This is a genomic window from Cellulomonas sp. KU4C, assembly GCF_056868065.1.
In genome coordinates, this window is record NZ_CP200322.1 from 1,204,457 (window position 1) to 1,228,531 (window position 24,075).

23 protein-coding genes, 1 tRNA gene and 1 pseudogene are annotated in these 24,075 nt (G+C 76.4%); 12 read left to right on the top strand and 13 right to left on the bottom strand.

Annotated features, from left to right (window positions below; all coding sequences use genetic code 11):
• Positions 1-159 precede the first annotated feature (159 nt).
• Both AC1VL8_RS05735 and AC1VL8_RS05740 read left to right on the top strand, forming a co-directional pair.
• The gene (locus AC1VL8_RS05735; protein WP_389233740.1) at positions 160-390 is read left to right on the top strand and encodes a DUF6458 family protein; all 231 of its coding nucleotides are present in this window, start codon (positions 160-162) and stop codon (positions 388-390) included.
• A 105-nt stretch (positions 391-495) separates the two neighbouring features.
• A complete protein-coding gene (locus AC1VL8_RS05740; protein WP_483074490.1) occupies positions 496-2,523 on the top strand; it encodes an NHL domain-containing thioredoxin family protein in 2,028 nt (675 codons plus the stop codon).
• Positions 2,524-2,569: 46 nt separating this feature from the next.
• Here the strand turns inward: AC1VL8_RS05740 and AC1VL8_RS05745 are convergent, their stop codons facing one another.
• The 3 genes from AC1VL8_RS05745 to AC1VL8_RS05755 all read right to left on the bottom strand — a co-directional run bounded on the left by AC1VL8_RS05745 (position 2,570) and on the right by AC1VL8_RS05755 (position 5,362).
• Positions 2,570-3,901 (bottom strand): GGDEF domain-containing protein, encoded by a 1,332-nt coding sequence (locus AC1VL8_RS05745; RefSeq protein WP_483074491.1) that lies wholly within the window; start codon positions 3,899-3,901, stop codon positions 2,570-2,572.
• A gap of 87 nt (positions 3,902-3,988) precedes the next feature.
• Complete coding sequence (locus tag AC1VL8_RS05750; RefSeq protein WP_389233731.1) at positions 3,989-4,630, bottom strand: TetR/AcrR family transcriptional regulator; 642 nt, start codon at positions 4,628-4,630, stop codon at positions 3,989-3,991.
• A 72-nt stretch (positions 4,631-4,702) separates the two neighbouring features.
• On the bottom strand, positions 4,703-5,362 hold the full coding sequence (locus tag AC1VL8_RS05755) for a biliverdin-producing heme oxygenase (RefSeq protein WP_483074492.1): 660 nt from the start codon (positions 5,360-5,362) through the stop codon (positions 4,703-4,705).
• A gap of 147 nt (positions 5,363-5,509) precedes the next feature.
• On the opposite strand from AC1VL8_RS05755, the gene AC1VL8_RS05760 reads away from it, so the two are divergent.
• On the top strand, positions 5,510-6,064 hold the full coding sequence (locus AC1VL8_RS05760) for a DinB family protein (RefSeq protein ID WP_483074493.1): 555 nt from the start codon (positions 5,510-5,512) through the stop codon (positions 6,062-6,064).
• A 315-nt stretch (positions 6,065-6,379) separates the two neighbouring features.
• Here AC1VL8_RS05760 and AC1VL8_RS05765 read toward each other — a convergent pair whose 3' ends face one another.
• The 7 genes from AC1VL8_RS05765 to AC1VL8_RS05795 all read right to left on the bottom strand — a co-directional run bounded on the left by AC1VL8_RS05765 (position 6,380) and on the right by AC1VL8_RS05795 (position 15,356).
• Positions 6,380-7,300, bottom strand: coding sequence for a transglutaminase family protein (locus AC1VL8_RS05765; protein ID WP_483074494.1), 921 nt, complete (start codon positions 7,298-7,300; stop codon positions 6,380-6,382).
• The gene (locus AC1VL8_RS05770) at positions 7,297-9,885 is read right to left on the bottom strand and encodes a circularly permuted type 2 ATP-grasp protein (RefSeq protein WP_483074495.1); all 2,589 of its coding nucleotides are present in this window, start codon (positions 9,883-9,885) and stop codon (positions 7,297-7,299) included. The genes AC1VL8_RS05765 and AC1VL8_RS05770 overlap by 4 nt, the downstream gene beginning before the upstream one ends.
• A 139-nt stretch (positions 9,886-10,024) precedes the next feature.
• Entirely contained in the window at positions 10,025-10,603 is a 579-nt protein-coding gene (locus AC1VL8_RS05775; protein WP_483074496.1) for a hypothetical protein, read from the bottom strand.
• Between the two features lie 165 nt (positions 10,604-10,768).
• Positions 10,769-10,839: transfer RNA gene (locus AC1VL8_RS05780), tRNA-Gly, on the bottom strand.
• A gap of 150 nt (positions 10,840-10,989) precedes the next feature.
• Positions 10,990-13,476 (bottom strand): glycoside hydrolase family 94 protein, encoded by a 2,487-nt coding sequence (locus AC1VL8_RS05785; RefSeq protein WP_483074497.1) that lies wholly within the window; start codon positions 13,474-13,476, stop codon positions 10,990-10,992.
• A 136-nt stretch (positions 13,477-13,612) separates the two neighbouring features.
• On the bottom strand, positions 13,613-14,545 hold the full coding sequence (locus AC1VL8_RS05790; protein ID WP_483074498.1) for an alpha/beta fold hydrolase: 933 nt from the start codon (positions 14,543-14,545) through the stop codon (positions 13,613-13,615).
• A 76-nt stretch (positions 14,546-14,621) separates the two neighbouring features.
• Complete coding sequence (locus AC1VL8_RS05795; protein WP_389233707.1) at positions 14,622-15,356, bottom strand: winged helix-turn-helix transcriptional regulator; 735 nt, start codon at positions 15,354-15,356, stop codon at positions 14,622-14,624.
• Positions 15,357-15,496: 140 nt separating this feature from the next.
• Here AC1VL8_RS05795 and AC1VL8_RS05800 point away from each other — a divergent pair, with 140 nt between their 5' ends.
• The 9 genes and pseudogenes from AC1VL8_RS05800 (at position 15,497) to dtd (ending at position 22,218) form a co-directional block, all read left to right on the top strand.
• Positions 15,497-16,234 carry a hypothetical protein gene (locus AC1VL8_RS05800; RefSeq protein WP_389233704.1) on the top strand — a complete coding sequence of 246 codons (738 nt, stop codon included), beginning with the start codon at positions 15,497-15,499 and terminating at the stop codon, positions 16,232-16,234.
• Between the two features lie 27 nt (positions 16,235-16,261).
• Positions 16,262-16,696 (top strand): thioredoxin family protein, encoded by a 435-nt coding sequence (locus AC1VL8_RS05805; RefSeq protein ID WP_483074499.1) that lies wholly within the window; start codon positions 16,262-16,264, stop codon positions 16,694-16,696.
• Positions 16,693-17,169, top strand: a complete 477-nt coding sequence (locus AC1VL8_RS05810; protein ID WP_483074500.1) for a DUF4395 domain-containing protein — start codon at positions 16,693-16,695, stop codon at positions 17,167-17,169. Before AC1VL8_RS05805 ends, AC1VL8_RS05810 begins: the two co-directional genes overlap by 4 nt.
• Before the next feature lie 156 nt (positions 17,170-17,325).
• Positions 17,326-17,907 (top strand): heme-binding beta-barrel domain-containing protein, encoded by a 582-nt coding sequence (locus AC1VL8_RS05815; protein ID WP_483074501.1) that lies wholly within the window; start codon positions 17,326-17,328, stop codon positions 17,905-17,907.
• Position 17,908: 1 nt separating this feature from the next.
• Positions 17,909-19,098: pseudogene (gene ygfZ, locus AC1VL8_RS05820) on the top strand (CAF17-like 4Fe-4S cluster assembly/insertion protein YgfZ).
• Positions 19,095-20,264, top strand: a complete 1,170-nt coding sequence (locus tag AC1VL8_RS05825) for an FUSC family protein (RefSeq protein WP_483074502.1) — start codon at positions 19,095-19,097, stop codon at positions 20,262-20,264. The pseudogene ygfZ and the gene AC1VL8_RS05825 overlap by 4 nt, the downstream one beginning before the upstream one ends.
• 9 nt (positions 20,265-20,273) lie before the next feature.
• Positions 20,274-20,618 carry a DUF2516 family protein gene (locus AC1VL8_RS05830; RefSeq protein ID WP_389233689.1) on the top strand — a complete coding sequence of 115 codons (345 nt, stop codon included), beginning with the start codon at positions 20,274-20,276 and terminating at the stop codon, positions 20,616-20,618.
• Positions 20,619-20,731: 113 nt separating this feature from the next.
• On the top strand, positions 20,732-21,781 hold the full coding sequence (locus tag AC1VL8_RS05835; RefSeq protein WP_483076194.1) for an asparaginase: 1,050 nt from the start codon (positions 20,732-20,734) through the stop codon (positions 21,779-21,781).
• The gene (gene dtd / locus AC1VL8_RS05840) at positions 21,778-22,218 is read left to right on the top strand and encodes a D-aminoacyl-tRNA deacylase (RefSeq protein WP_389233687.1); all 441 of its coding nucleotides are present in this window, start codon (positions 21,778-21,780) and stop codon (positions 22,216-22,218) included. Before AC1VL8_RS05835 ends, dtd begins: the two co-directional genes overlap by 4 nt.
• A gap of 9 nt (positions 22,219-22,227) precedes the next feature.
• Here dtd and AC1VL8_RS05845 read toward each other — a convergent pair whose 3' ends face one another.
• From AC1VL8_RS05845 to AC1VL8_RS05855, 3 genes are read right to left on the bottom strand one after another with little or no spacing between them, the layout of a single operon-like run.
• Entirely contained in the window at positions 22,228-22,725 is a 498-nt protein-coding gene (locus AC1VL8_RS05845; RefSeq protein ID WP_483074503.1) for a GNAT family N-acetyltransferase, read from the bottom strand.
• A 58-nt stretch (positions 22,726-22,783) separates the two neighbouring features.
• Entirely contained in the window at positions 22,784-23,800 is a 1,017-nt protein-coding gene (locus tag AC1VL8_RS05850) for a phosphotransferase family protein (RefSeq protein ID WP_483074504.1), read from the bottom strand.
• 49 nt (positions 23,801-23,849) lie between these two features.
• Positions 23,850-24,053 carry a hypothetical protein gene (locus AC1VL8_RS05855; RefSeq protein ID WP_483074505.1) on the bottom strand — a complete coding sequence of 68 codons (204 nt, stop codon included), beginning with the start codon at positions 24,051-24,053 and terminating at the stop codon, positions 23,850-23,852.
• Positions 24,054-24,075 lie beyond the last annotated feature (22 nt).

Consider the following 24,075-nt stretch of genomic DNA (forward strand, 5'->3'; position numbering starts at 1 on the left):
CACCACCACGGTTGCGCAACCCCCGGGTTCGCGCCGGCGGGGTACCGAGGAGGCGTCGCCCGGACGGGTGACGCCGCCGTTCGACGCGCGCGATCGGCCGTCCGTGTCCAGACTCAGGGGCAGATCCGGGCACCGGGCCCGGCGACGGAAGGAACCACCATGGGCATCGGCGGCGGCATCGCCCTGATCGTCATCGGCGCGATCCTCAGCTTCGGCGTGCGCGACAGCATCGACGCGATCGACCTCACGGTCATCGGCTACATCTGCATGGGGGCCGGCGCGCTCGCGCTGATCCTCGCGCTGGTGATCAACAACCAGCGGGCCCACACCTCCCACCGCGAGGTCGTCGAGCGGTACGACGACCGCACCCCGCCGCCCGCGACGCGCTGACCCGCCCGCGCGCAGCGCTCCCGGCGCGCCCCCCGCGCCCGACGCACACGTCCGTCCGTCGGGCGCGGGGGAACGCCGCGGCGCGCGGTCGTGTTCACTACTGCCGTGAGCACCAGCACCCGTCTCCCGAAGGTCCGCGCGTCCGAGCTCGTCGGCCGCGGCTGGCTCAACACCGGCGGCCAGGACGTCGCGCTCGCGGACCTCCGCGGCAAGATCGTCCTGCTCGACTTCTGGACCTTCTGCTGCATCAACTGCCTGCACGTCCTCGACGAGCTGCGCGAGCTCGAGGAGCAGTACCGCGACGTCCTCGTGATCGTCGGCGTGCACTCGCCGAAGTTCGTGCACGAGGCCGACCCGGTCGCCCTCGCCGCGGCCGTCGAGCGGTACGAGGTGCACCACCCGGTGCTGGACGACCCCGAGCTGGTGACCTGGTCCGCGTACACCGCGCGCGCCTGGCCGACCCTGGTCGTCATCGACCCCGAGGGCTACATCGTCGCGCAGATGGCCGGTGAGGGTCACCAGAGCAACGTCGCGCGCCTCGTCGCCGACCTGGTGGCCGAGCACGACGCCAAGGGGACGCTGCACCGCGGCGCCGGCCCGTATGTGCCGCCCGAGCCCACCGCGGGGACGCTCCGGTTCCCCGCCAAGGTCGTCGCGCTGCCGGACGGCTCGCTGCTCGTCGCCGACGCGGGCCACCACGCGCTGGCGCACCTGGCCGCGGACGGCGAGACCCTGGTCCGCCGGATCGGGTCGGGGGAGCGCGGGCTGGTCGACGGCGGCCCGGACGAGGCCCGGTTCAGCGAGCCGAACGGGCTCGCGCTGCTGCCGCCCGACGTCGCGGAGGCCGTCGGCTACGACCTGCTGGTCGCGGACACCGTGAACCACGCGCTGCGCGGCGTCCGGCTCGCGGACGGGCACGTCACGACCGTCGCGGGGACCGGTGCCCAGTACCTGGTCGGCGAGCCGACCGTGCCCGCGCCGCTGCCCGGCCGCACCGACCTGTGGCGCGCGGCGGGCACCCGACCGGCGATCACCGTCCCGCTGTCCTCCCCGTGGGACGTCGTCTGGTCCCCGCAGACCGGCACCGCCCTGGTCGCGATGGCCGGCAACCACCAGCTGTGGGCGTTCGACCCGCGCACCGGCGTGATCGAGCCGGTCGCCGGCACGATGAACGAGGGCCTGACCGACGGCGACCCGCGCGAGGCGTGGTTCGCGCAGACCTCCGGCACCGCGCTGGCTGCGGACGGCCGGGTCTGGCTCGCGGACTCCGAGGTCTCGGCGCTCCGCTGGATCGACCCGGGCACGCCCGCCGCTGCCGCCCCCGCCGCCCCTGCTGCGCCCGTGCTCGTCGGGGCCGGCGCCGCGATCGCCGCCGCGCGCACCACGCCCACGGGCCCCGCGGACGCCTGGGCGGGTGCCACCGTCGGCACCGCCGTCGGCGCGGGGCTGTTCGACTTCGGCCACCGTGACGGGTCGGCGGACCAGGCGCTGCTGCAGCACCCGCTGGGTGTCGCCGTGCTCCCGGACGGCTCGGTCGTCGTGGCCGACACCTACAACGGCGCCGTGCGGCGCTGGGCGCCCGAGGACTCCGGCCCGGGCCGGGTCAGCACGCTCGCGACCGGCCTCGCCGAGCCGAGCGGCCTGCTCGTCCAGGTCGACCCCGACGCGGGCGGCGTGACGCTGGTCGTCGTCGAGTCGGCCGCCCACCGGCTGACCCGGGTCGCGCTGCCGGCGACGCTCGCCGGCGAGGTGCTGGACTCCGGCGCGCACCGCACGCAGCGCCCGGTCACGGACATCGCCCCCGGCGAGCTCGCGCTCGACGTGGTGTTCACGCCGGCGGCGGGCCAGAAGTACGACGACCGGTACGGCGACTCGACGATGCTGCGCGTGTCCGCCACCCCGCCGGAGCTGCTGCTCGACGGTGCGGGCGACGACGTCCCGCTGACCCGGACGCTGCGGATCAACCCGGCGGTCACCGAGGGCGTCCTGCACGTCACCGCCCGCGCGGCCAGCTGCGACGCGGACCCCGCGATCGAGTTCCCGGCGTGCCACCTGAACTCCCAGGACTGGGGGGTGCCGGTCCGGGTCGCCGACGGCGCACCCGCGGTGCTGACGCTGCCGCTGCACGGCTGAGCCGGTCGGGGCCGCACAGCCGGCACCACCGGCGCGGCCCTGCCGGTCAGACCGCGCCGAGCGCCGCCAGTGCCACGAGAGTCTGCAGGGTCGTGGCCGCGGTCGGGTCGTCGGCGGGCAGGGTCGACTCCACCGTGACCGTCCAGGGGGAGCGGTGCAGCTCGACCTGCCGCATCCCGCTGACGTGCAGCGAGGACGTGCCGCCGCGCGCCACGACCACCGCGTCGCCGTCACCGAGGTCCCGGGCGACGGACCAGCCGGACCCGCCCATCGCCTCGGACGCCGCGGCCCCGAGGGCGCACAGCCGCGACAGCACGGCGGGTCCGGAGCCGGCGAGCGCGGTCACGGTCGCGGACACCGTGCGGCCGAGCACGGCCCCCGGGTCGTCGGCGCGGTACTGCCGGGCGCGCGCCGCCGCGTGGCTGCGCTTCGCGTGGTACTGCGCGGCGTCGGCCCGCCGGAACAGCGACCGCGGGGTGACGGGTGCGCCGAGCGCCCCGCGCGCGGAGGACGCGATGCCGTAGGAGATCGAGGCGCCGTGGGGGAGCGTGCTGTCGCCGACCGTCGCGTCGACGACCTGCACGACCGTGGACCGGGGGATCCCGCTGACCACGATGCAGAACTCGTCGCCGCCGATGCGCGCGGCGGTCGACCCGGGCAACCCGCCGCTGGCCCGGCGGAGCACGCCGGCCACGCTGCGCAGCAGCTCGTCGCCGGCGTCGTGCCCGAGCTCGTCGTTGACCCGCTTGAGGCCGTTGACGTCGCACATGACGATGCAGGTCTCGTCGCCCGAGTCGATGGCGCGGCGCGCGGCGGCGTCGGCGACCCGGCGGGTGCTGAGCCCGGTGAGGGCGTCGTCGGAGACGAGGTGCCGGACCTGCTCCGCGAGGTCGAGCCGGGCGACGTGCGCGCCGACCAGGGCGCCGAGCACCTCGCCCCGGGCGGCGTCGTCGGGCCCGAAGACGGCGGCGCGCTCGTCGCGGACGGCGCACAGCAGGCCCCACAGCTCGCCGTTCACCACGACCGGGGCGACGAGCACGGGGTGCGGCCGGGTCGGGTCGTCTCCGGGTGCGGACAGCCACGTCTCGCGGCGGCGGACCAGCGCGCGGACGGCGTCGCCGCCGGCGAGGGCGTCCTGGACGGCGGGCAGCTCGTCGCTCGGGTCGGCGGCGACGACGTGCCAGTCGTCCTGCTCGATGCGGGCCAGCGCCGCCACGCCGGCGTCGAGGAGGTCCCGGGCGGCGGCGACCCCGGCGTCGTGCACCTCGTCGAGGGCGGCACACCCACCGAGCCGGTGCGCGAGCAGGGCGAGGACCCGGGCGTCGTCCCCGTCGCGGCGGGGGGCGCTCGTCCGGCCCGGCGGCGTCGCGTCGGTCACCGGGACATCATCGCCTGCCGGGGACGCGTCCACACACGGGGGCACCGGGGGTCACCCGCGCGGGTGAACGGGCCGCGACGCGCCGCGTCAGGCGACAGCAGGCTCCGCCTCGCGCATCCGGGCCCCGTCGCCCAGCTGGTCGCCCGCGCCGACGGCGCGCAGCACGAACAGGACCGTCGACTCGACCGCCCGCTCCCGCTCGGTCGGGTCCTCGGGCAGCGTGCGGCTGCTCAGGCAGGCGTTGACCAGGGAGACGGTCGTGCCGAGGTCCTGCTCCGGGAACGCGCCGGACTCGATCCCGGCCGCGAGGATGCGCCGCAGCATCGCCTCCACGAGGACCACGTGCTCGCGGACCCGCTGCTGGGTGCCGCGCGACAGCACGGAGCGCAGGTCGGGCCCGGGGGCCAGGTGGTAGTCGCGCTTGAGCGCGCACTGGGCCCGGACGTAGGCGCCGAGCTGGTCGGTGGGGTCGTCGACGCCCGCGATCTCGGTCTCCAGCGCGGCGACGTACTGCTCGGTCTCGTGCATGATGAAGCCGACCAGCATCGACTCCTTGTCCGCGAAGTGGTTGTACACCGCGGTGCGGCCCACACCGGCCGCCTGGGCGATGTCCGCCAGGGTGATGGCGTCGAACCCCCGCTCGGCCATCAGCTGCGACATCGCACCGAACAGGCGGAGCCGGGTCTGCTCGCGGTGCTCGTGCAGCGAGCCGCCGATGATCTTGGGCATGCTGACATTCTGGCACGAGATGTCAGCACCCGGGTGGGACGCCCCGCGACCGGGCTCCCGGTCGGACCGCGGTCAGGCGGCGCGGTGCCGGTCGCCGAGCTCCGCGAACAGCGCGCGGTTGTGCCGGAACGCCGCCCGGGCCTCGGCGACGACGGCCTCCCGCTCGTCGTCGGACAGGGGGAGCGCGTCGACCCGGGACCGGTACAGGTCCTTGAACGGCTTCGGCCTGGGCACGGCCGGGAACGCGTAGAACCCGACCCCCTCGTCCGCGACGCCGTAGTGCCGCTGGACCATCCGGCCGATGACCTGGCCGCCTGACAGGTCCCCGAGGTACCGGGTGTAGGAGTGCGCGACGTAGGTGCCGGCCTCGGTGCCGATCGCCCGGACGCGCGCGACGTAGGCCGCGGTGGCGGGCAGCACCTCGGCCCCGTCGCGCCAGCCCGGGCCGAGCAGGTGCGCCAGGTCGGCCTCGAGCGCCGGTACCCGGCGCAGCTCGTCGAACACCACGCCCGCGCCCAGCGGCGTCGCGGCGACGGCGTCGCCCACCTCCTCGAGCGCGGTGTAGACCGCGTGCAGCTGGAGGGCGAGGTCGGCGTAGGCCTGCACGGTCAGGTGCCCGCCGAGCAGCTCCTCGACGAACCGGGCCCCCTCCGCGGCCTCGTGCTCGGCGCGGGTGCCGTCGCGCAGCAGCGTCGACAGCGGCACGGCGGGCGCGTCGTGCAGGGTGGTCATCGCGGCTCCTGGCGAGTGCGGGCGGGTGCGGGCGGCGTCGATCTGACGTCGTGTCAGAACGTACGCGACGGACGCGGGTCTGCCTACCTCCTGCGCCGTCGCGCCCTGGGGCAGACCGCCCGTGCCGCGCCGGGTTACGGTGCGGGCGTGACCGACACGCCGCACGAGCCCACGGACGACTACCGGCCCGCCACGCCGGACGACAAGGACTGGACCTGGGTGCTGACCCGGCGGTGCGACGAGTGCGGGTTCGCCGGCACGGACGTCGCCGGGCCGGACGTCGCCGCGACGATCCACGACCTGGTGCCCCGCTGGCGCGCCGCGCTGAACCGGCTCGATGTGCGGGAGCGCCCCGCGCCGGGCACCTGGTCCGCGCTCGAGTACGGGGCCCACGTCCGGGACGTGCACCGGGTGTTCGAGGAGCGGCTGCGGCTGATGCTCGAGGAGGACGCCCCGCAGTTCCCGAACTGGGACCAGGACGCGACCGCGGTGGCCGAGCGGTACGACCTGCAGGACCCGGGCCGCGTCGCCGACGAGCTCGCCGACGCCGCCGCGGCGCTGGCCGCCCGGTTCGCCACGGTGCGCTTGGACCAGTGGGACCGGCCCGGGCTGCGGTCGAACGGCTCGTCGTTCACCGTGGCGACGCTCGGCGGGTACTTCCTGCACGACGTGGTGCACCACCTGCACGACGTCCGGGCCTGACCGCCGCTCCCGCCGCCCCCGTCGTCCACAGATCCTGTCCACAGGTCTGTGGACGACCGGTCCGACAGGCGGGGCCGGGTGTGGACGACGTGTGGACGAGTCGTTGTCCACAGGGTCGCCCACATGTCCACAGCCACGGCTCACCCGCACGGCCGCGACCACCACCCGAACGGGCGATATGTCCGACCCTGTCCACAGGAGTTGTCCCCACCCTGTGCGCGGCCCCGTGGATCGAGCGGGTGAGCGGGCGACCTACCTGTGGACACGGTGTGCACGACCCGACCCGCCCCCCGGCTCGTCGTCCACAGGTGGCGGTCAGCCCGGCGTCGCGACCGGGTGCAGGTCGACGGACACCTCCGGGCGTGCGCCGCCGCCCTCCGTGAAGATCACGCCCCGCAGCGGCGGCACGTCCCCGTAGTCGCGCCCCCAGCCGAGCACGACGTACCGGTCGCCGACGAACTGGTCGTTCGTCGGGTCGACCTCCACCCACCCCGCGCCCGGCAGCCACGCCGACACCCAGGCGTGCGACGCGTCGGCCCCGCGGATCTTCGGGCGCCCGGGTGGTGGCAGCGTCTCGACGTACCCGCTGGTGTACCGGGCCGGCAGGCCGAAGGCCCGCAGCGCCGCGATCATCAGGTGCGCGAAGTCCTGGCAGACGCCGGCGCCGGAGGCCAGCAGCTCCGCCTGGGTGGTGGCGATCGTCGTCGAGCCGGACCGGTACGTCAGCCCGGTGCGGATCCGGTGGGCGAGGTCGGCCAGCACCGCGCCCGCGGGACGTCCCGGGACGAACGACGGGGCCGCCCAGTCCCGCACCGCGCCCGACGGGTCGACGTGCCGGGACGGCAGCACCGCCTCCCGCAGGTCGACCGGCGTCGTCGGATCCGCGAGGCCGGGCATGACCGCGCCGGCCGCCACCAGCGCGGCGACCTCCTCCCACGGCACCGGCGGCAGCTCGGCGACGCGGGCGGGCCGCCGGCTCACCTCGAGCGTCGACGTGGCGGTCACCGTGAGCGCCGTGTGCGGCGTCGTCACCGCGTAGTAGACGGACGTGTTGCCGAACCAGTCGCGGTGCCGGGCCGAGTCCGACGGCGCCGGGTCGACCGTCACGTCGGCGGCGAGCCGCCGCTGGTCCGGCAGGTCCCGGGGCAGCAGCACGGCCCGGCCGTACGACGTCGACACGGGCGCGGGGTAGCGGTACGTGGTGCGGTGCACCAGCTCGTAGCGGCGGGCCGTCACCGGTCGCCCCCCTCCGGCTCCCCGGCCCGCGGCGAGGCACCGACGCCCCACTCCTCGTCGACCGCCCGGGCCGGCGAGAGGTGCGCGACGTGCGCCCGGGTGATCTCGTCGGCGACCGCGCGCAGCCGCCACCCCACGGAGTCGAGCACCTCCGCGAGCCGGGCCCGCCGCGGGTCGTCCGGCGCCGCGCCGACCGGGACGTCGCCCGGGCCGGGTCGCAGCGGCGGCTCCGTGGCGACGGCCACCGGGTCGAGCTCCGCGAGCAGGTCGACCACGTCGGCCAGCAGCCGGTCCTGCTCGTCCGTGGCGCCCGGGGCCGCGGGGACGTGCGCGAGGTCGTCCCGCAGCCGGGCCACCTGGTAGGCGAGCGAGCGCGGGTTGTCGGCGTCGAGCAGCAGCAGGTCCAGCACGCCGGGGACCGTCGGCCGGGCGCGGTACCGGCGCCGGTACGTCACGGCGGACTCGTGCGCCAGCAGCACCGACTCCAGCACCAGCGCCTCCACCTCCGCCGGCCGCGGGGTGGTCGCCGTCGCCGCGAGCGCCGCGACGACCGCCTGCGCCCGCTCGACCCGCCGTCCGGCGTCGAGCAGCCGCCAGCCGACGTCGCGGACCAGCCCCTCGCCCTCGATGCCGGCGACCGCCAGCAGCGCCTCCAGCATCCGGTCCAGCCCGGCGCGCAGGTCCACCGGCCGGGCGGTGCCCCCGGCGGCCACCCGGCGGTGCGCGGCGAGCGTCCGGGCCATGCTCGCGAGCGGCAGCCACAGGTCGGCGGACATCTGGTCGCGGACCACGGCCTGCGCCTCGGCCATCCGCCGGACCGCCCACGCGACCGTGCCGGGGCGGCCGCGGTCCACGAGGAGGTCGTGCAGGTCGGGCCGGTCCGCGCGGTCGTGGGCGGGCGAGTCCGCCTCGCCCGGCCCGCGGGCCCCGACGGCGTCGAGCAGCACGGCCAGCGCCCGCCCGCCGGGGTCGGCCGGTGCGCGGTGGAAGTCGTCCCAGCGGTCCGCGACCGCGCGCAGCAGTCGGACGGTGCCGTCGGCGCGCTCGGTGTACCGGCCCAGCCAGAACAGGCTCTCCGCCGACCGCGGCGCGATCCCGCTGACCGGCCCGCGGGCGGCGTGGTCCGGGACCGACCCGTCCCCGGGGTCCGCGAGCCGGACGGGCTCCGCGTCGGGTCGGCGCCCGGCGTCGGGTCGGGTCTCCGCGTCGGCCAGCACCCACACGTCGCGCGCCTCGGACGTCGGGGCGTCCACGTCGGTGCGTGCCAGGCCGCCGGTCATCACGCGGTAGCCCTCGGGCGTGGCGACGGCGAACGTCCGCAGCACGGCCGACGGCCCCGCTCCCGCGACGTCCCTGGCGGGATCCTGGCCGACCCACCCCGCGGGGTCCGCCTGCACGCGCGCCCGCAGCCGCCCGAGGCCGGCCGCGTCGAGCGTCCAGCCGCGCACCGGCCCGGCCCCGCCCGCGGCCCGACCCACCGGCACGAGGAGCAGCCGGTCGAGGTGGTCCAGCACCGTCGCGAGCCCCGCGGGCCGCCCGCACCACGTGGTGCGCGCCTGGGGGAGCAGCAGGTCGGCGCCGAGGACCGTGCGCGCGAGCCCGGGGAGGTGCGCGAGCAGCCCCGCGTCCTCGAGCACGGAGGCGCCCAGGGGGTTGACCACGCCGACGGTGCCCGCCTGCACCGCCCGCACCAGTCCCGGGACCCCGAGCCGACTGTCGGACCGCAGGTCCAGGGGGTCGCACCAGTCGGCGTCGACCCGCCGGAGCACGACGTCCACCGGCTCCGGGCCGCCGAGCCCGCGCAGCCAGAGCCGGCCGTCGCGGACCACCAGGTCGCTGCCCTCGACCAGGGGCAGCCCCAGCACCGACGCCAGGTAGGCCTGGTCGAACGCCGTCCGCGACGCCGGGCCGGAGGTGAGCAGCACCGCGCGGGGCTCGTCCGACCCGGGCGGCGCCGCGCGCGTGAGGGCCTGGCGCAGCGCGTGGAAGAAGGGACCGATCCGCTGGACGGGGGTCTGCCGGTAGACGTCGGCGCGCACCTGCGCGACGACGCGCCGGTCCTCCATCGCCCAGCCCGCGCCGGCGGGGGCCTGTGTGCGGTCCGCGACCGCCGTCCACGCGCCGTCCGGCCCGCGCCGCAGGTCGGTCGCGGTCAGGACGAGGTCGCGGCCGCCGGGCAGGTGCAGGCCGTCGACGGCCCGGAGGAACCCCGGGTGGCCGAGCACGAGCTCGGGCGGCAGCACGTCCTGGCGCAGCAGCAGGCGGGGGCCGTACAGGTCCGCGAGGACGGCGTCGAGCAGCTCGGCGCGCTGCGCGAGGGCGGCCTCCAGCGGCGCCCACTCGGCCTCGTCCAGCAGCACCGGGCGGGGGTCGAGCCGCCACGGGGCGGTGGGCTCGTCGGGGGACCCGGGCACTCCGGCGACGCCGGACCCGTCCGACGGCTCGCCGACGCCGGACCCGTCCGACCCGTCGGTCACCCCGTGGTCGGCGAGCAGGCGGTCCGTGGCGTCCCGCAGCGCGGCGAGGTCGTCGGGGGCGTCGGCGGCGGGCAGGTCGGCCCCGGCGCTCGACAGCACGTCCGTCATGCACCGCCTCCGCCCCGCCACCGGTCGGACCTCGCGATCCCGCCGGAGCGGGACCGGGTCGTGGTCGCCGCGACGCGGCACGCGGACCAGTGTGGCAGCGACCGGGCGCGCGGGCCGGGACGTCGTCGGCACCGGCCCGTCAGGCCGCGGCGAGGGTGACCCGCAGGTCGAGCGCGATCTGCTCGGCGTGCGCCATCAGCTCCGGGTACCGCTCGCTGCTGCGGGTGTCGAACCGCAGCTCGACCGCCTGGGTCGACCCGGGCGGGAACACCGTCCAGATCACCTCGTGCCGCTGCACACCGAGGCTGCGCTGCGTGACGACCGCGCTGCCCGCGGGCACCTCGCGCACGTCGACCCCGTGGTAGGAGAGCCGGGTCGCGGCGCGGCGCGTGCGGTAGATCTTGCGACGGATCCGGCGCAGGTGCGTCGAGGGCGGGTCGTCGACGGCCTGGGCCTCGACCAGGAGCTCGCAGGCGAGCCCGCCCACGACGTCCCCGGAGGGGTCGGGCACCCAGACGCCGGCGCGCACGTGCCGCGCGTTCTGCTCGACGACCGCGCGGTCGACCGCGGCGAGCGCCGACCGCAGGCGCGCGTCGGCGACCGGTGAGCGCGTGAGACCGGCGGCGGCGCGGCGGGCGATCCGCGCGACGTCGCCGGGCCGCCAGCCGCACCACCGCTCGGGGAGCCGCAGGTCGATCGAGGAGATGTGGGTGTTCACCGGGGTCCTTCCGTCGTCGCTGGCGTCGGCACGCTAACGACGACAAGGAGGGGTCCCTGCCGGTTGAGTAGGGGAAATCACTGCGACTGAGGGGTGCGCCCGGTCGCACCTCCCCGGGGACGACGAAGGCCAGGTGCGGACGGATCCGGACCTGGCCTCCTGCTGAGCGGGTGACGGGAATCGAACCCGCGCTATCAGCTTGGGAAGCTGAAGTTCTACCATTGAACTACACCCGCGTGACCGCCCCGTGGGCCGGTCGCACGCCGTCCCGCGGAGGGAACGGCCCGACCAGCATAGCGGCTCCGACGCCGAGGTCGGCACGTCCGGCCGAGGTCGCCACCTGCAGGGGGCGACCTCGGCCGGGACGGGCGACGTCGGCGCAGCCGCTAGACCAGGACCTCGACGACCACCGTGCTGCCCGCAGGGGCGTAGGGGACCGTGCGGCCCTCGATCGGCGCGCCGTCCACGACCAGGCGGCCGCGGGCTCCGGGCTCGCCGGAGTTGGTCACCGTGATCTCGTACCGGGCGCCGCGCGCGACGCGGGTGACCGTGTACGCGGGCACGTCCGGGCCGATCTGCGGGTCGACGACCAGACCGTCGTGGTCGGGCCGCACGCCCAGCAGGTACTGCGAGACGGCCACGAAGTTCCACGCGGCGGTGCCGGTCAGCCACGAGTTCTTCGCCTCGCCGTGCCGGACGGCCTCCTTGCCCGCGATCATCTGCGCGTACACGTACGGCTCGAGCTTGTGCACGTCGGAGATGTCCTCGCGGTACGCGGGGGTGATGCGCCGGTAGTAGTCGAACGCCTTCTCGCCGCGGCCGAGCACGGTCTCGCCGATGATGACCCACGGGTTGTTGTGGCAGAAGATGCCGCCGTTCTCCTTGTAGCCCGGGGGGTACGTGGAGACCTCGCCGAGCTCGATCTGGTAGCTCGTGTAGGCCGGCGACTGCAGGACCATGCCGTGCGGGGTGGCCAGGTGCTCCGCGACGGAGTCCAGCGCGCGCACCGCCGGGGACGTCGGGTCCGCGGGGTTCGCCGGGTCGACGCCGATGCCCGCCATGACCGCGAACCCCTGCGGCTCGATCCAGATCTTGCCCTCGGGCTTCGCGTCGGTGCCCACGGGGTTGCCGTAGAAGTCGTACGCGCGCAGGAACCACTCGCCGTCCCAGCCGTGCTCGAGCACGGCGGCGCGCATCTTCTCGACCTCGGCGCGCGCGGCGGCGGCGACCTCGGGCAGGCCGCGGCGCTCGGCGAGCTCGGCGTACTCCGGGCCGATGTGCACGAACATCGCGGCGATGAACACCGACTCCGCGACGCCGCCGGCCTGGTTCTCGGTCGTCTGGAACGACTCGCCCGGCTCGGTGGAGAAGCAGTTGAGGTTGAGGCAGTCGTTCCAGTCGGCGCGCCCGATCAGCGGCAGCGCGTGCGGGCCCTGGTTCTCGACGGTGAACTCGAACGACCGGGTGAGGTGGTCGAACAGCGGCACCTCGGAGCCCGGCTGGTTGTCGAACGGCACCAGCTCGTCGAGGATCGCGGCGTCGCCGGTCTCCTTGATGTAGGCCGCCACGCCGAGGATCAGCCACAGCGGGTCGTCGTTGAAGCCCGAGCCGATGTCGTTGTTCCCGCGCTTCGTCAGCGGCTGGTACTGGTGGTAGGCCGAGCCGTCGGGGAACTGCGTCGACGCGATGTCGATGATCCGCTCCCGGGCGCGCTCCGGGACCAGGTGCACGAAGCCCAGCAGGTCCTGGTTGGAGTCGCGGAACCCCATGCCGCGGCCGATGCCGGTCTCGAAGTACGACGCCGAGCGCGACATGTTGAACGTGACCATGCACTGGTACTGGTTCCAGATGTTGACCATCCGGTCCAGCTTCTCGTCGGTGGACGTCACCGAGTAGGTGGACAGCAGCCCGGCCCAGTGCGCGCGCAGCGCCTCGAACGCCGCGTCCGTCTGCTCCTGGGTGGCGAACCGGGACAGCAGCGCGTGCGCGCGCTCGCGGTTGACCCGCTGCATCGGCAGCTCGCCGTCCGCGGCCGGGGCCCACTTGGTCTCGTGGTCGTTCTCGACGTAGCCGAGCACGTAGGTCAGCGACCGGCTCTCGCCCGGCGCGAGCGTGACGTCGACCTGGTGCGAGCCGATCGGGTACCAGCCCGACGCGATCGACCCGGCGGACTTCCCGGCGCGCGGCACGGCGGCCTCGCCCAGGCCGTTCCACGGGCCGACGAACGTGTCGCGGTCGGTGTCGAACCCGTCGACGCGCGTGTTCACGCCGTAGACGGCGTAGTGGTCGCGGCGCTCGCGGTACTCGGTCTTGTGGAAGATCGCGGAGCCGTGCGGGCCGTCCTGCTCGACCTCGACCTCGGCCAGCGACAGGTTGCGCTGGTAGTTGGTCTGGTCGTCCTGGGCGTTCCACAGGCAGAACTCGACGAACGAGAACAGGCTGACGGACTTCTCGGCGTCGGTCGTGTTGGTGAGCGTGACCTGCTGGATCTCGGCGGTCTCGCCGAGCGGCACGAAGAACAGCGTGTCGACCTGCAGGCCGCCGCGGGTGCCGGTGATCCGGGAGTAGCCGAGGCCGTGGCGCGCCTCGAAGTGGTCGAGGTCGGCCTTCACCGGCAGCCAGCCGGGGGTCCAGACGTCGCCGCCGTCGTTGACGTAGAAGTACCGGCCGCCCTCGTCGGTGGGGATGTTGTTGTACCGGTACCGGGTGAGCCGGCGCATCTTCGCGTCCCGGTAGAACGAGTACCCGCCCGCCGTGTGCGAGACCAGCGAGAAGAACTCCTCGGAGCCGAGGTAGTTGATCCACGGGTAGGGCGTGTGCGGCGTCGTGATGACGTACTCGCGTGCCTCGTCGTCGAAGTGGCCGTACCGCATCGTTGCGCCTCTCGGTCGGTGGTGTCTCCGCTGCGGGAGCGCTCCCACGCGGCGTGCGACGGTCAGCATAGCGTCCGTCCGCACGGGCTCGGACGGGCCCGCGGTCCCAGACGGGACCGGTACGCCACCGGCGCGGTCAGGCGGTCCGGTCGAGCTCCGCGAGCCAGCCGCGCAGCAGCGCGGTGACCCGGACGGGCTCCTCCTCGGGCAGGTAGTGGCCGGCGCCGGCCAGCATCTCGAACCGGTACTGCGCGCCGAGCTGACGGGCGACGGCGCCGTCCGCCATCGCCCGCGACACCGGGTAGCAGCCGTCCGACCCGCCGTGCACCTGCAGCGTCGGCACGGCCGCTGCCGACCGCAGCGCCTGCGCGTGCCGGCCGCCGTCGGCGCGCACGCCCGAGCGGTACAGCCACCGGACCTGCTCCAGCGCGGAGTGCGCGGCGAACGGCACCTGCACCGCGCGCCGGTACAGGGCCAGCGCCGCGGGGTCCGGCCAGCGCGGGCCGCCCCACTCGCGCAGCAGCCGCGCGACGAGGTCGCCGCCGGTCATCGCGCGCTCCGGCAGGTACGGGACCTGCATCGCGGCCACCCGCCGGGCCGCGCGGGCCCGCAGCCCCGACCGCGGGTCGGCCCGGCGCAGCAGCGGGTGCGGCGACGACAGCACGGCGACCGCCCGCGTGAGGTCGGGGTGGTACGCGGGCATCGCCCACGCGACGTCACCGCCCCCGACCCCGTGGCCGACCACCACCGCGCGCTCGCAGCCGAGCGACCGCACCACGCCCGCGACGTCCCGCGTCAGCGTCGGCACGTCGTAGCCGATCGGCGGCTTGTCCGACCCGCCGGTGCCGCGCAGGTCCATCGCGACGACCCGGTAGCCGTCCTCGGCGATCGCCGGCAGCTGGTGCCGCCACGCCCACCACAGCCCGGGCAGGCCGTGCAGCAGCACCACGAGCGGGGCGTCGCGGTCGTCGGGACCGGCGACGGCCACGTGGAACCGGGCGCCGTTCGCCGGGACGAAGTGGTGCCGCCACGGGCCGTCGAGCAGCAGGGCGGAGGAGTCGACGGTCATCGGGGCAGAACCTACCGCGTCCGGACGGGCACCGGGCGGGACACCGGCGCGCCGTCGTCCAGCGGGCACGGAGCCGTCAGGCGTCCGCGGAGACCTCGGCCGGGGAGGGCGAGCCCGATCCGTCGCCGCCGCGACGGTCCTTCGGCGGGTCGAACCGGTAACCCACGTTGCGCACGGTGCCGATCAGCTGCTCGTGCTCCGGGCCGAGCTTGGCGCGCAGGCGCCGCACGTGCACGTCGACCGTCCGGGTGCCCCCGTAGTAGTCGTAGCCCCAGACCTCCTGGAGCAGCTGCGCCCGCGTGAACACCCGGCCCGGGTGCTGCACGAGGTACTTGAGCAGCTCGAACTCCTTGTACGTGAGGTCGAGCGGGCGGCCGCGCAGCCGGGCGGTGTACCCGCCGGCGTCGATCATCAGCTCGCCCGACGAGATCTCCTGCGGCGCGTCGTCGTACGAGGACGCCGCGGCGCGCTCGATGACCAGGCGGAACCGGGTCTCGACCTCCGCGGGCGTCGCGTGCTCGAGCACGATGTCGTCCGCGCCCCACTCCGCGGTGACGACCGTCAGGCCGCCCTCGGTGAGCACGAGCACCAGCGGCACCGTCAGCCCGGTCGCGCGCAGCAGCCGGCAGGTGGTGCGCGCCGTGACCAGGTCGCGGCGCGCGTCGAGCACGACGATGTCGGCGTCCGGGGCGTCGACCAGGGCGGACGGCTCCACCGGGAGCACGCGGACCCGGTGGGACAGCAGCCCGAGGGCAGGCAGCACCTGGGACGAGCCACCGGACGCGGGCGTGAGCAGCAGCAGGTCGGCCACGTGTCACCTCTCCCCGTCCGAATTGGGGGACACGGTACCCCGTGGATGTCACGCCAGATGTCACGGCCCGCGGACGCGCGATGCCGGGCCGCCGCCGTCCGTCTGCGAGGATGGCGGACGTGCCAGCGTCGAGTAGAGCCGTGACCACGGCGGTCCTGGCGACGCTCGTCGCCGTAGCCGGAGTCCTCGGGGACGTGTCGGTCGGCGGGCGGGACGGGGTCGTCCTCGCCGCCCTCCTGGTCGTCCTCGCCGTCGTGTTCGCGATCGGCTGGCCCGTCGTCGCCGGTCTGCCGTCCCGGGTGGGCAGCGGCGTCGTCATCGGCCTCGCGGGCGTCGCCGCCGTCGTCGTCGTGCACCTCACCACGAGCGAGCCGCTGCTCGGCGCCGTGCCCGCGGTGTTCGCCTGCGCGGTGCTCGCGTCGTTCGTCGCCGAGCTCGCGCGCCGCGACGGCCGGGTCCGCCTCGTGGAGTCGGTGGCCGGCACCGTCGCCGGGTCGCTGGCGCCCGTGTGCGCCGCGGGCTGGCTCGCCGCCGAGCGCACCGGCGGGGGCGACGCGGTCGTCGTCACCGGCGCCGTCGCGCTCGCCGTCGCGTCCGCGCTGAGCGTGCTCCCGCTGCGCGGCTGGGCCGCCGCGGGCGCGACCGTCGGCGCCGCGACCGCCGCGGGCCTGGTGGCCGGGGCGGCGCTGCCCGTCGTCGGCCTGCTGTCGGGTGTGCTGCTCGGCGCGGCGGTCGGCGTCCTCGTCGCCGCGGGCGACGTGCTCTTCGACCGGCTGCCCGCCCTGGAACGTCGTCTCGCGGGCTGGGCGGTGGCTGTCCTGCCCGTCGCGGTCACCGGCATCCTGGTCTACGTCGTCGGACGCGTGCTGGTGGGCTGAGCCCCCGGCCGACCCCCGGGGGGTGTCGTGGAGCTGCGGGTGCTGCTGGTGCTGGGCGTGCTGCTGCTCGCCGGCGCGCTCGGGACCGTGTGGCGGGCCCGCAACGGGCGGTTCGCCGCCGCGCACCCCGGCGCCGCGACCGCGGTGCTCACCCCCGCCGACCTCGGTGCCCCGCTCGGCCGCCGCGCGACCTTCGTGCAGCTGTCGTCCGCGACGTGCGCGCCGTGCCGGAGCACCGCCGCGGTCCTGGGCGAGCTCGCCGCAGCCGACGCCGGCCTCGCCCACGTCGAGCTGCCCGCCGAGGAGCGGCTCGACCTGGTCCGCCGGTTCGACGTCCGGCGCACCCCGACGGTCCTCGTGCTCGACCGCGCGGGCGCCGTGCGCGGCCGGATGTCCGGCGCCACCACCCGGGCCCAGGCCCTCGCCGCGCTCGACCCGACGTCCGGGAGGACCCCCGCGTGACCGCACCCACCCCCACCTCCGCCGCCGGCCCCGCCGCCGCGCCCGCCGGCATCGACCCCCGCGGCCCCCGGTTCGGCGCGGCCCTGACCGCCGTGCTGCTCGTCGTCGTCCTGCTGCTCCCCGGCGCCGCCGGGACGGTCGGCCTCGCGGTGGTCGCGGCGCTGTTCGCCGTCGGCGCCGTCCGCGGCGCGCAGGGCTCCGTCCAGGGGCTGCTGTTCCAGGCGCTCGTCCGTCCCCGGCTCGCGCCGACCGCCGAGCGCGAGGACCCCCGGCCGCCGCGGTTCGCGCAGGTCGTCGGGCTGGTGATCACGGGCGGCGGGGTGCTGCTGGCCCTGCTCGGCGTGGGGGCGGCGGTGCCGGTCGCCGCGGCGCTCGCGCTGGTCGCGGCCACGCTGAACGCGGTGTTCGGGCTCTGCCTCGGCTGCGAGCTGTACCTGCTCGGCGTCCGGCTGCGCGCGGCCCGGCACGCGTGACCGCGGACAGCGGGGGCACGCCGGCGATCCGTCGTTAGGATCGGCACATGCAGGCACTCGAGATCTTCTTCATCGGCTTGCTCGTCGCGGCCACCGTCGCGATCGGCTGGTTCGCGCTCCTCGTCGTCGTCCGGCTGTTCAAGGGACAGCGCTGACATGGCGTTCACCCTCCCCGAGGGACTCGCCCCCGAGATGTACCCGCTGGCCTGGCTGGTCGGCCGCTGGCACGGCGAGGGCGTCGTGGGGTACCCGGGCATCGAGGAGACCGCGTTCACGCAGGACGTGACCTTCGACCACGACGGCGGGCCCTACCTGTCCTACACCTCCACGATCCGGCTCGTCGTCGCGCCGGACGACGCCTCGGCGCTCGCGGACGGCACGGACGGGACCGACGGCACCGACGCCGCGGGCGAGTCCCCGGTGTGGGCCACGGAGCAGGGCTACTGGCGCATCCCGCCGGAGCGGCCCGAGGGCATGGGCTCCGAGCTGCACCCCGTCGAGCTGCTGCTCGCGGACCCCTCGGGGCACGTGGCGGTGTACGTCGGCGCGACGGGCAACGGGCGGATCGACCTGGTCAGCGACCTGATCGCGCGGACCGCGACCGGCGCGGAGGTCACCGCGGGCAAGCGGCTGTACGGCCTCGTCCAGGGCGACCTCATGTGGGCGCACGACCTCGCCGCGTTCGGGCACGAGCTGCAGTCCTACGGCTCGGCGCGGCTCAGCCGGGTCCTGGACTGACGTGACCGCGCAGCCGACGACCCCCGACGCCGACGCGACCGCCCCGGTCGAGCCCCGGCACCGCAGCCCGCTGCTCGACCGGCACGGCGCGGTCGCCGGCTCCGGCCCCGACGCGGGCGTGGCCTGGCACTACGGCGACCCGACCGCGGAGCAGCGCGCACTGACCCGCGGCGGCGGCGTCGTCGACCAGTCGCACCTCGGCGTGGTGCGCGTCGCGGGCCCCGACCGGCTGTCGTGGCTGCACTCGATCACCTCGCAGCAGCTCACCGACCTGGCCCCGCGCACGTCCACCGAGACGCTCGTGCTCAGCCCCCAGGGGCACGTCGAGCACGCGGCGGCCGTGGTCGACGACGGCGAGGCGACCTGGCTCATCACGGAGAGCGCGCCCGAGCTGGCCGCCTGGCTGGACCGGATGCGGTTCATGCTGCGCGTCGAGGTCGCCGACGTGACCGACGACTGGGCCGCGATCGGCGAGCCCGTGGACGCCGAGGGCGAGCCGGGCGAGCCCGTCACCTGGCGCGACCCCTGGCCCCGGACCCTGCCCGGCGGCACCCGCTACGGTCTGCCCGACGACCAGCACCCGGGCGCCGACCGGGCCTGGCGCCTCGTGCTCGTCCCGCGCGCGGGGCTCGTCGACGCCGTCCGTGCCCGCGAGGCGTCGGGGTGGCCGCTCGTCGGCACCTGGGCGAGCGAGGCCGTCCGCGTCGAGGCCTGGCGCCCGCGGTCGGGCCGCGAGCTCGACCACCGGACCATCCCGCACGAGCTCGACTGGCTGCGCACCGCCGTGCACCTGCACAAGGGCTGCTACCGCGGGCAGGAGACCATCGCCCGCGTGCACAACATGGGACGGCCGCCGCGCCGCCTGGTGCTGCTGCACCTCGACGGGTCCGGCCACCTGCTGCCCGAGGCCGGCGCGGTCGTGCGCGACCTCGGCGACCTGCTCACCACCGGCGAGCCCGGCCGCGAGATCGGCCGCGTCACCACCGTCGCCCGGCACCACGACTCGGCCCCGTCGCGCTCGCCGTGGTGAAGCGGTCCGCGCCGGTCGACGCCGACGTCGTGGTCGAGTGCGACGGCGGGGTCATCACCGCCGGCCAGGAGATCGTGGTCCCCGGCGACGGCGTGTCCGTCGACCGGCCCGCCGCACACGGCCCGCTCACGCGCGGCCTCGGCGGCCACCCGATGCTGTGACCGGCGCCCCGGCCCCGCGGACGACGGCCGGGCCGTCGGCGGTGCGGGTCCAGCTCGCCGCGCGCGCCCGTCAGGGCCGCGCCCGGGTGCGGACCGCGTTCGTCCCCGTCCTGCAGGCCGTGATCGCCGCAGGCGTCGCGTACGCCATCGGGTACTACCTGCTCGGGCACAGCGCCCCGTTCTTCGCGCCCGTCAGCGCCTGGATCGCCCTCGGGTTCACCGCCGACCGCGACCTGCGGCGGGTCGCGGAGCTCGCCGTCGGCGTCGCCCTCGGCGTCGGCCTCGGCGACCTCGTCGTGCACGGCATCGGCACCGGGCCGTGGCAGGTCGCGCTCGTCCTCGGGGTCGCGGCGCTGGTCGCCCGGTTCCTGGACCGCGGTCCCATGCTCACCACCCAGGCCGGCGTGCAGGCGATCGTCATCGTCGGCCTGCCCGCCGTCGGCGCGTCCGGCGGACCCGTCGGCCGGTGGACGGACGCCCTGGTCGGCGGCGCTGTCGCCCTCGCGGTCGCCGCGCTGACCCCCAGCGACCCCCGCCGCCGCCCCCGCGCCCAGGGCAGGGCCGCGGTCGTCGAGCTGGCGGGGATGCTGCGGCTGCTCGCCCGGGGCCTGCGGACCCGCGACCCGCACGACGTCGAGGACGCCCTCATCCGCGGGCGCGCCTCCCAGCCCGCGCTCGACGAGTGGCAGGACGCCGCCCGGTCCGCCCGCGACCTCGCGCGCGTGTCGCCGTCCGGCCGGCGCCACCGGACCGAGCTGGCGTGGATCGGGCAGTCCGCGGTCCGCGTCGACCGCGCCGTCCGGAACTCCCGCGTGCTGGCCCGGCGGTCCCTCGCGACCGTCGAGGCCGAGCAGCCGCACGACCTCGGCCCCGTCGCCGACGCGGTCGACCGGATCGCCCTCGCCGCCGACACCCTCGCCGCCGCCCTCGGGTCCGGGACCGAGCCGCTGCGGTCCCGCGAGGAGCTGCTGCGCCTCGCCGCGGAGCTCGACCCGTTCACCCTCACGCCCGACGACTGGCAGGCGCAGAGCCTCGTGCTGCTGGTGCGGTCGCTGGTCGTCGACCTGCTCGAGGCCAGCGGCGTCGACGCCCGCACGGCACGGGAGACCCTGCCCGAGCTCTCGAGTGGTCCCGCGCCCCTGCGGACCGGTCGCCGTGCACCGTAGGCTCGGCCCGTGATCTTCGGCTCCGTGCAGCTCATCCTGTTCCTGCTGTTCAGTCTCGTCATCCTCGTGCTGACGGTCTGGGCGCTCGTCGACGCCCTGCGCCGGCCCGCCCGCGCGTTCGCCGCGGCGGGCAAGCAGACCAAGCAGATCTGGTCGATCATCCTCGGGATCGCGACCGCGGTGGCGTTCTTCACCGTGCCGCCGCCGCTCGGGCTCGGGGCGTTCCCGACGTTCCTGGGCCTGCTGAGCGCCGTCGCGGCGATCGTCTACCTGGTCGACGTGCGGCCCGCGGTCGCCCCGCACTCCGGGCGCGGGGGTCGCGGGGGCTCCGGGCCGACCAGCGGCGGGTGGTGACCGTGCCGGGCACCCGACCGGGCGGACCGCACCTGACCGGGCGGCTGCAGGGCGAGGTCGCACCCGCGGGACCGGACGCGGCCGCCGAGGCCCCGGACGCGGCCGCCGAGGCGCTGGACGCGGCCCGGGCCGTCGCCCGCGAGGCCGCCGCCACCGACGTCGCGTCCGCCGCCGTGCCGCTGGCCCGCGTCGTCCGGGGTGAGCTCGTCGAGTCCGTGCACACCGGCCACCTCGTCGTGCTCGCCCCCGACGGGTCCGTGCGGCTCGCGCTCGGCGACCCCGAGGTCACGATCCTGGCCCGGTCGTCGCTCAAGCCGCTGCAGGCCGTCGGCATGCTGCGCGCGGGGCTCGACCTCGACGGACCCCACCTCGCGCTCGCCTGCGCGAGCCACGACGGCACCCCGGAGCACCTGCGGGTGGTCCGCGAGACCCTGCTGCAGGCCGCCCTCAGCGAGACCGCGCTGGCCAACACCGCCGACCTGCCGCTGGACCCGGAGGCCGCGTTCGCCTGGCGGCAGGACGGGCACGGCCCGGAACCCGTCACCCAGAACTGCTCCGGCAAGCACGCGGCGATGCTCGCCACCTGCGTCGCGCACACCGACGAACCCGGGTGGGAGCCCGACCGCTACCTCGACGCCGAGCACCCGGTCCAGGTCGCGTGCCGCGCGGCGGTCGAGGAGCTCACCGGCACGCCCGCCTGGCACGTCACCGTCGACGGCTGCGGTGCGCCCCTGTTCTCCACGACCCTCGTCGGCCTCGCCCGGGCCTTCGCCCGGGTGGCGTCCGCCCCGCGCACCGAGCCCGGGACCCCGCTCGCGCGTGTCGCCGACGCCATGTCGCAGCACCCGGAGCTCGTCGGCGGCGCGGCCCGCGACGTCACCCGGGCCATGCGCGCCGTGCCGGGCCTCGTCGCGAAGGACGGGGCCGACGGCGTCTACGCCGCAGCGCTGCCGGACGGGTCGGCGCTGGCGTTCAAGATCACCGACGGAAGCGGCCGGCCGCGCCCCGCCGTCCTCGCCGCCGCGCTGCGGGTGGCCGGCGCGCCGGACGTGCCGGGCGTGGACCTCGTGGCGCTCGACGCGCTCGGCACCACCCCGGTGCTCGGCCACGGCGAGCCCGTCGGGGCGGTCGTGGCGGCGTTCGAGGGCGGGGGCCCCGCGTGAGGGCGGTCGTCCAGCGTGCGACGCGCGCCTCGGTCACGGTCGACGGCGCGGTGGTCGGGTCGTTCGACGGCGAGGGGCTGGTCGTCCTGGTCGGCGTCACTCCCGGCGACGGCCCGGCGCAGGTCGAGCACATCGCCCGCAAGGTCGCCGAGCTGCGGATCCTGCGCGACGAGCGGTCGGCGGTCGAGGCCGGTGCGCCCGTGCTCGTCGTCAGCCAGTTCACGCTGTACGGCGACGCGCGCAAGGGCCGGCGCCCCACCTGGAACGCCGCCGCACCGGGCCCGGTCGCCGAGCCCCTGGTGGCCGCCGTCGTCGCGGACCTGCGCGCGCGGGGGCTCACCGTGCCGACCGGGGTGTTCGGCGCGGACATGGCCGTCGAGCTCGTCAACGACGGCCCGGTGACCCTCCTGCTGGAGTCGGTGCCCGACGCCGGCTGAGCGGCGCGCTCAGGTGAGCCGCAGCACCAGCCGCTCCTCGGACTGCGTGGGGTCGCGGGTCAGCTTGTGCCGCTCCTGCGTCCGGACGAAGCCCGCGCGCACCACCAGGTCGCCCGCCGCGTGGTTGCCGTCCACCACCCACAGGGACACCGTCGCCGCGCCGTCCGCGAGCGCCGCGGCCCGGACCGCGTCCAGCAGCGACCAGCCGATGCCGTGCCGCCGCGCCTCCGGGGCGACCCACAGCTGGACGACGTGCCGGTCGGACTTCGGCGAGCCGGGCTCCTCGATCATCCCGACCAGCCCGCGCGCGGTGCCGCCGGCGTCGAGCGACACCCACGTGCGGGCGCTGCGCAGGCGCATCCGCCAGTGCGTCTCGGCGAACATCTCCTCGCGGGCGAGGGACGAGCCGAACACCTCCGGGTCCTCGCGGAGCGCGCGCAGGCGCACGTCGCGGACCGTCTGCCAGTCGTCCTCCTGCATCTCCCGGATCTGCACGCCGACCAGCATGCCTCACGACCACCGCAGCGGTCGCCCCCACCGGCGGACCCGCCGGGGGTGAACACCGTCAGCCGAGCACGCGGTGCAGCGTGCGGAGCTCCGCGGCGAGGCGCCGGCGGGCGAACGCGACGCCCGCCCGACCCTCCGGGCCGTAGCCGCGCGGGGCTCCCTCCACGGTCATGATCAGGCACAGGTACGCGCGGTAGAGCGTCAGGCGCAGCTGCGCGTCCGTGCCGAGGTCCAGGGGCTCGCCCGCCTCCGCCGCGTACCCGGCCAGGAAGTCCGTCGCCTGCGCGGGGTCGCGGAACAGCGACGTCGACACCAGCTCCGCGAGCGGGTCGCCCCAGAACGCCCGCTCCCCGTCGACCACCGCCTCCAGGTGCGGCGCGCCGTCCTCGCCCGGCGCCACGAAGACGTTGCCCTCCCACAGGTCGAAGTGCGTCAGCACCGGGACCGGAACCGCGGCGTCGAGCACGTCGGCGGCGGCCGTGACCAGGTCCGGCAGCCCGCGCGCGCGTCCCGACAGCCGCACCCGGTAGTGGTCCGCGTCCACCACCAGGGCCTCGACCATCGCGCGCAGCGCCCCGGACCAGGTGGCGGCGGACAGCGAGCCGTCCGGGCGGTCGTAGCCGAACCGGGTGCCCGTCACCGCGCGCAGCCGTGCGACCGCCGCACCGAGCTCGCGCTGCACCGTCGCGGCCTCGGCGGCCGGCAGTTCGCGGCGCACGGACTCCAGCGGCGTGCCGCGCAGGTGCTCCATGACCAGGACGTCCCGGTCGACCCGGGACCGCGTCAGGTCGACGCCGAGCACCGCGGGCACCGGGACCACACCCGCGGCCCGCCGGTAGAAGTCCACCTCGGCCCGCATCAGGTCGCGCTCGTACGTGAGCACCGGCGTCCCCGGCGGCGGGGCGACCTTCACCACGACGGCCGTGCCGTCCCCGAGGTCGACCCCGTAGGCGGCGTTGAACATCCCGTCCGTGAGCTCGCGCACCCGGGTCACGGGGGCGTCGGCGCCCAGCACCTCGCGCACGAGGAGGTCCAGGACGGGGCGGTCGACGTCGACCTTGGTGCGGCTCTGCATGGACCCCGACGTTAGCGCAGGTCAGCGGGCGCGCGGGCCTGCCCGGGGGTCAGGGCCGGATCTGGTCCGGGGTCGGTCCGCCGTGCCCGGCGGGGTCCGGGACGGCGCGGGCGACGTCGGCCACGTCCTCCTCGGGGCGCGGCGGGACGGTCTCGTCGTACTCGAGCTCCGGCACGTCCTCGTGTCCGACCGGCACCGGCTCGGTGCCGTCGGGGCCGGTGGGGACCGGCTCGGTGGGGATGGGTACGGTCACGAGGTCCTCCCGGGGTCGGCGC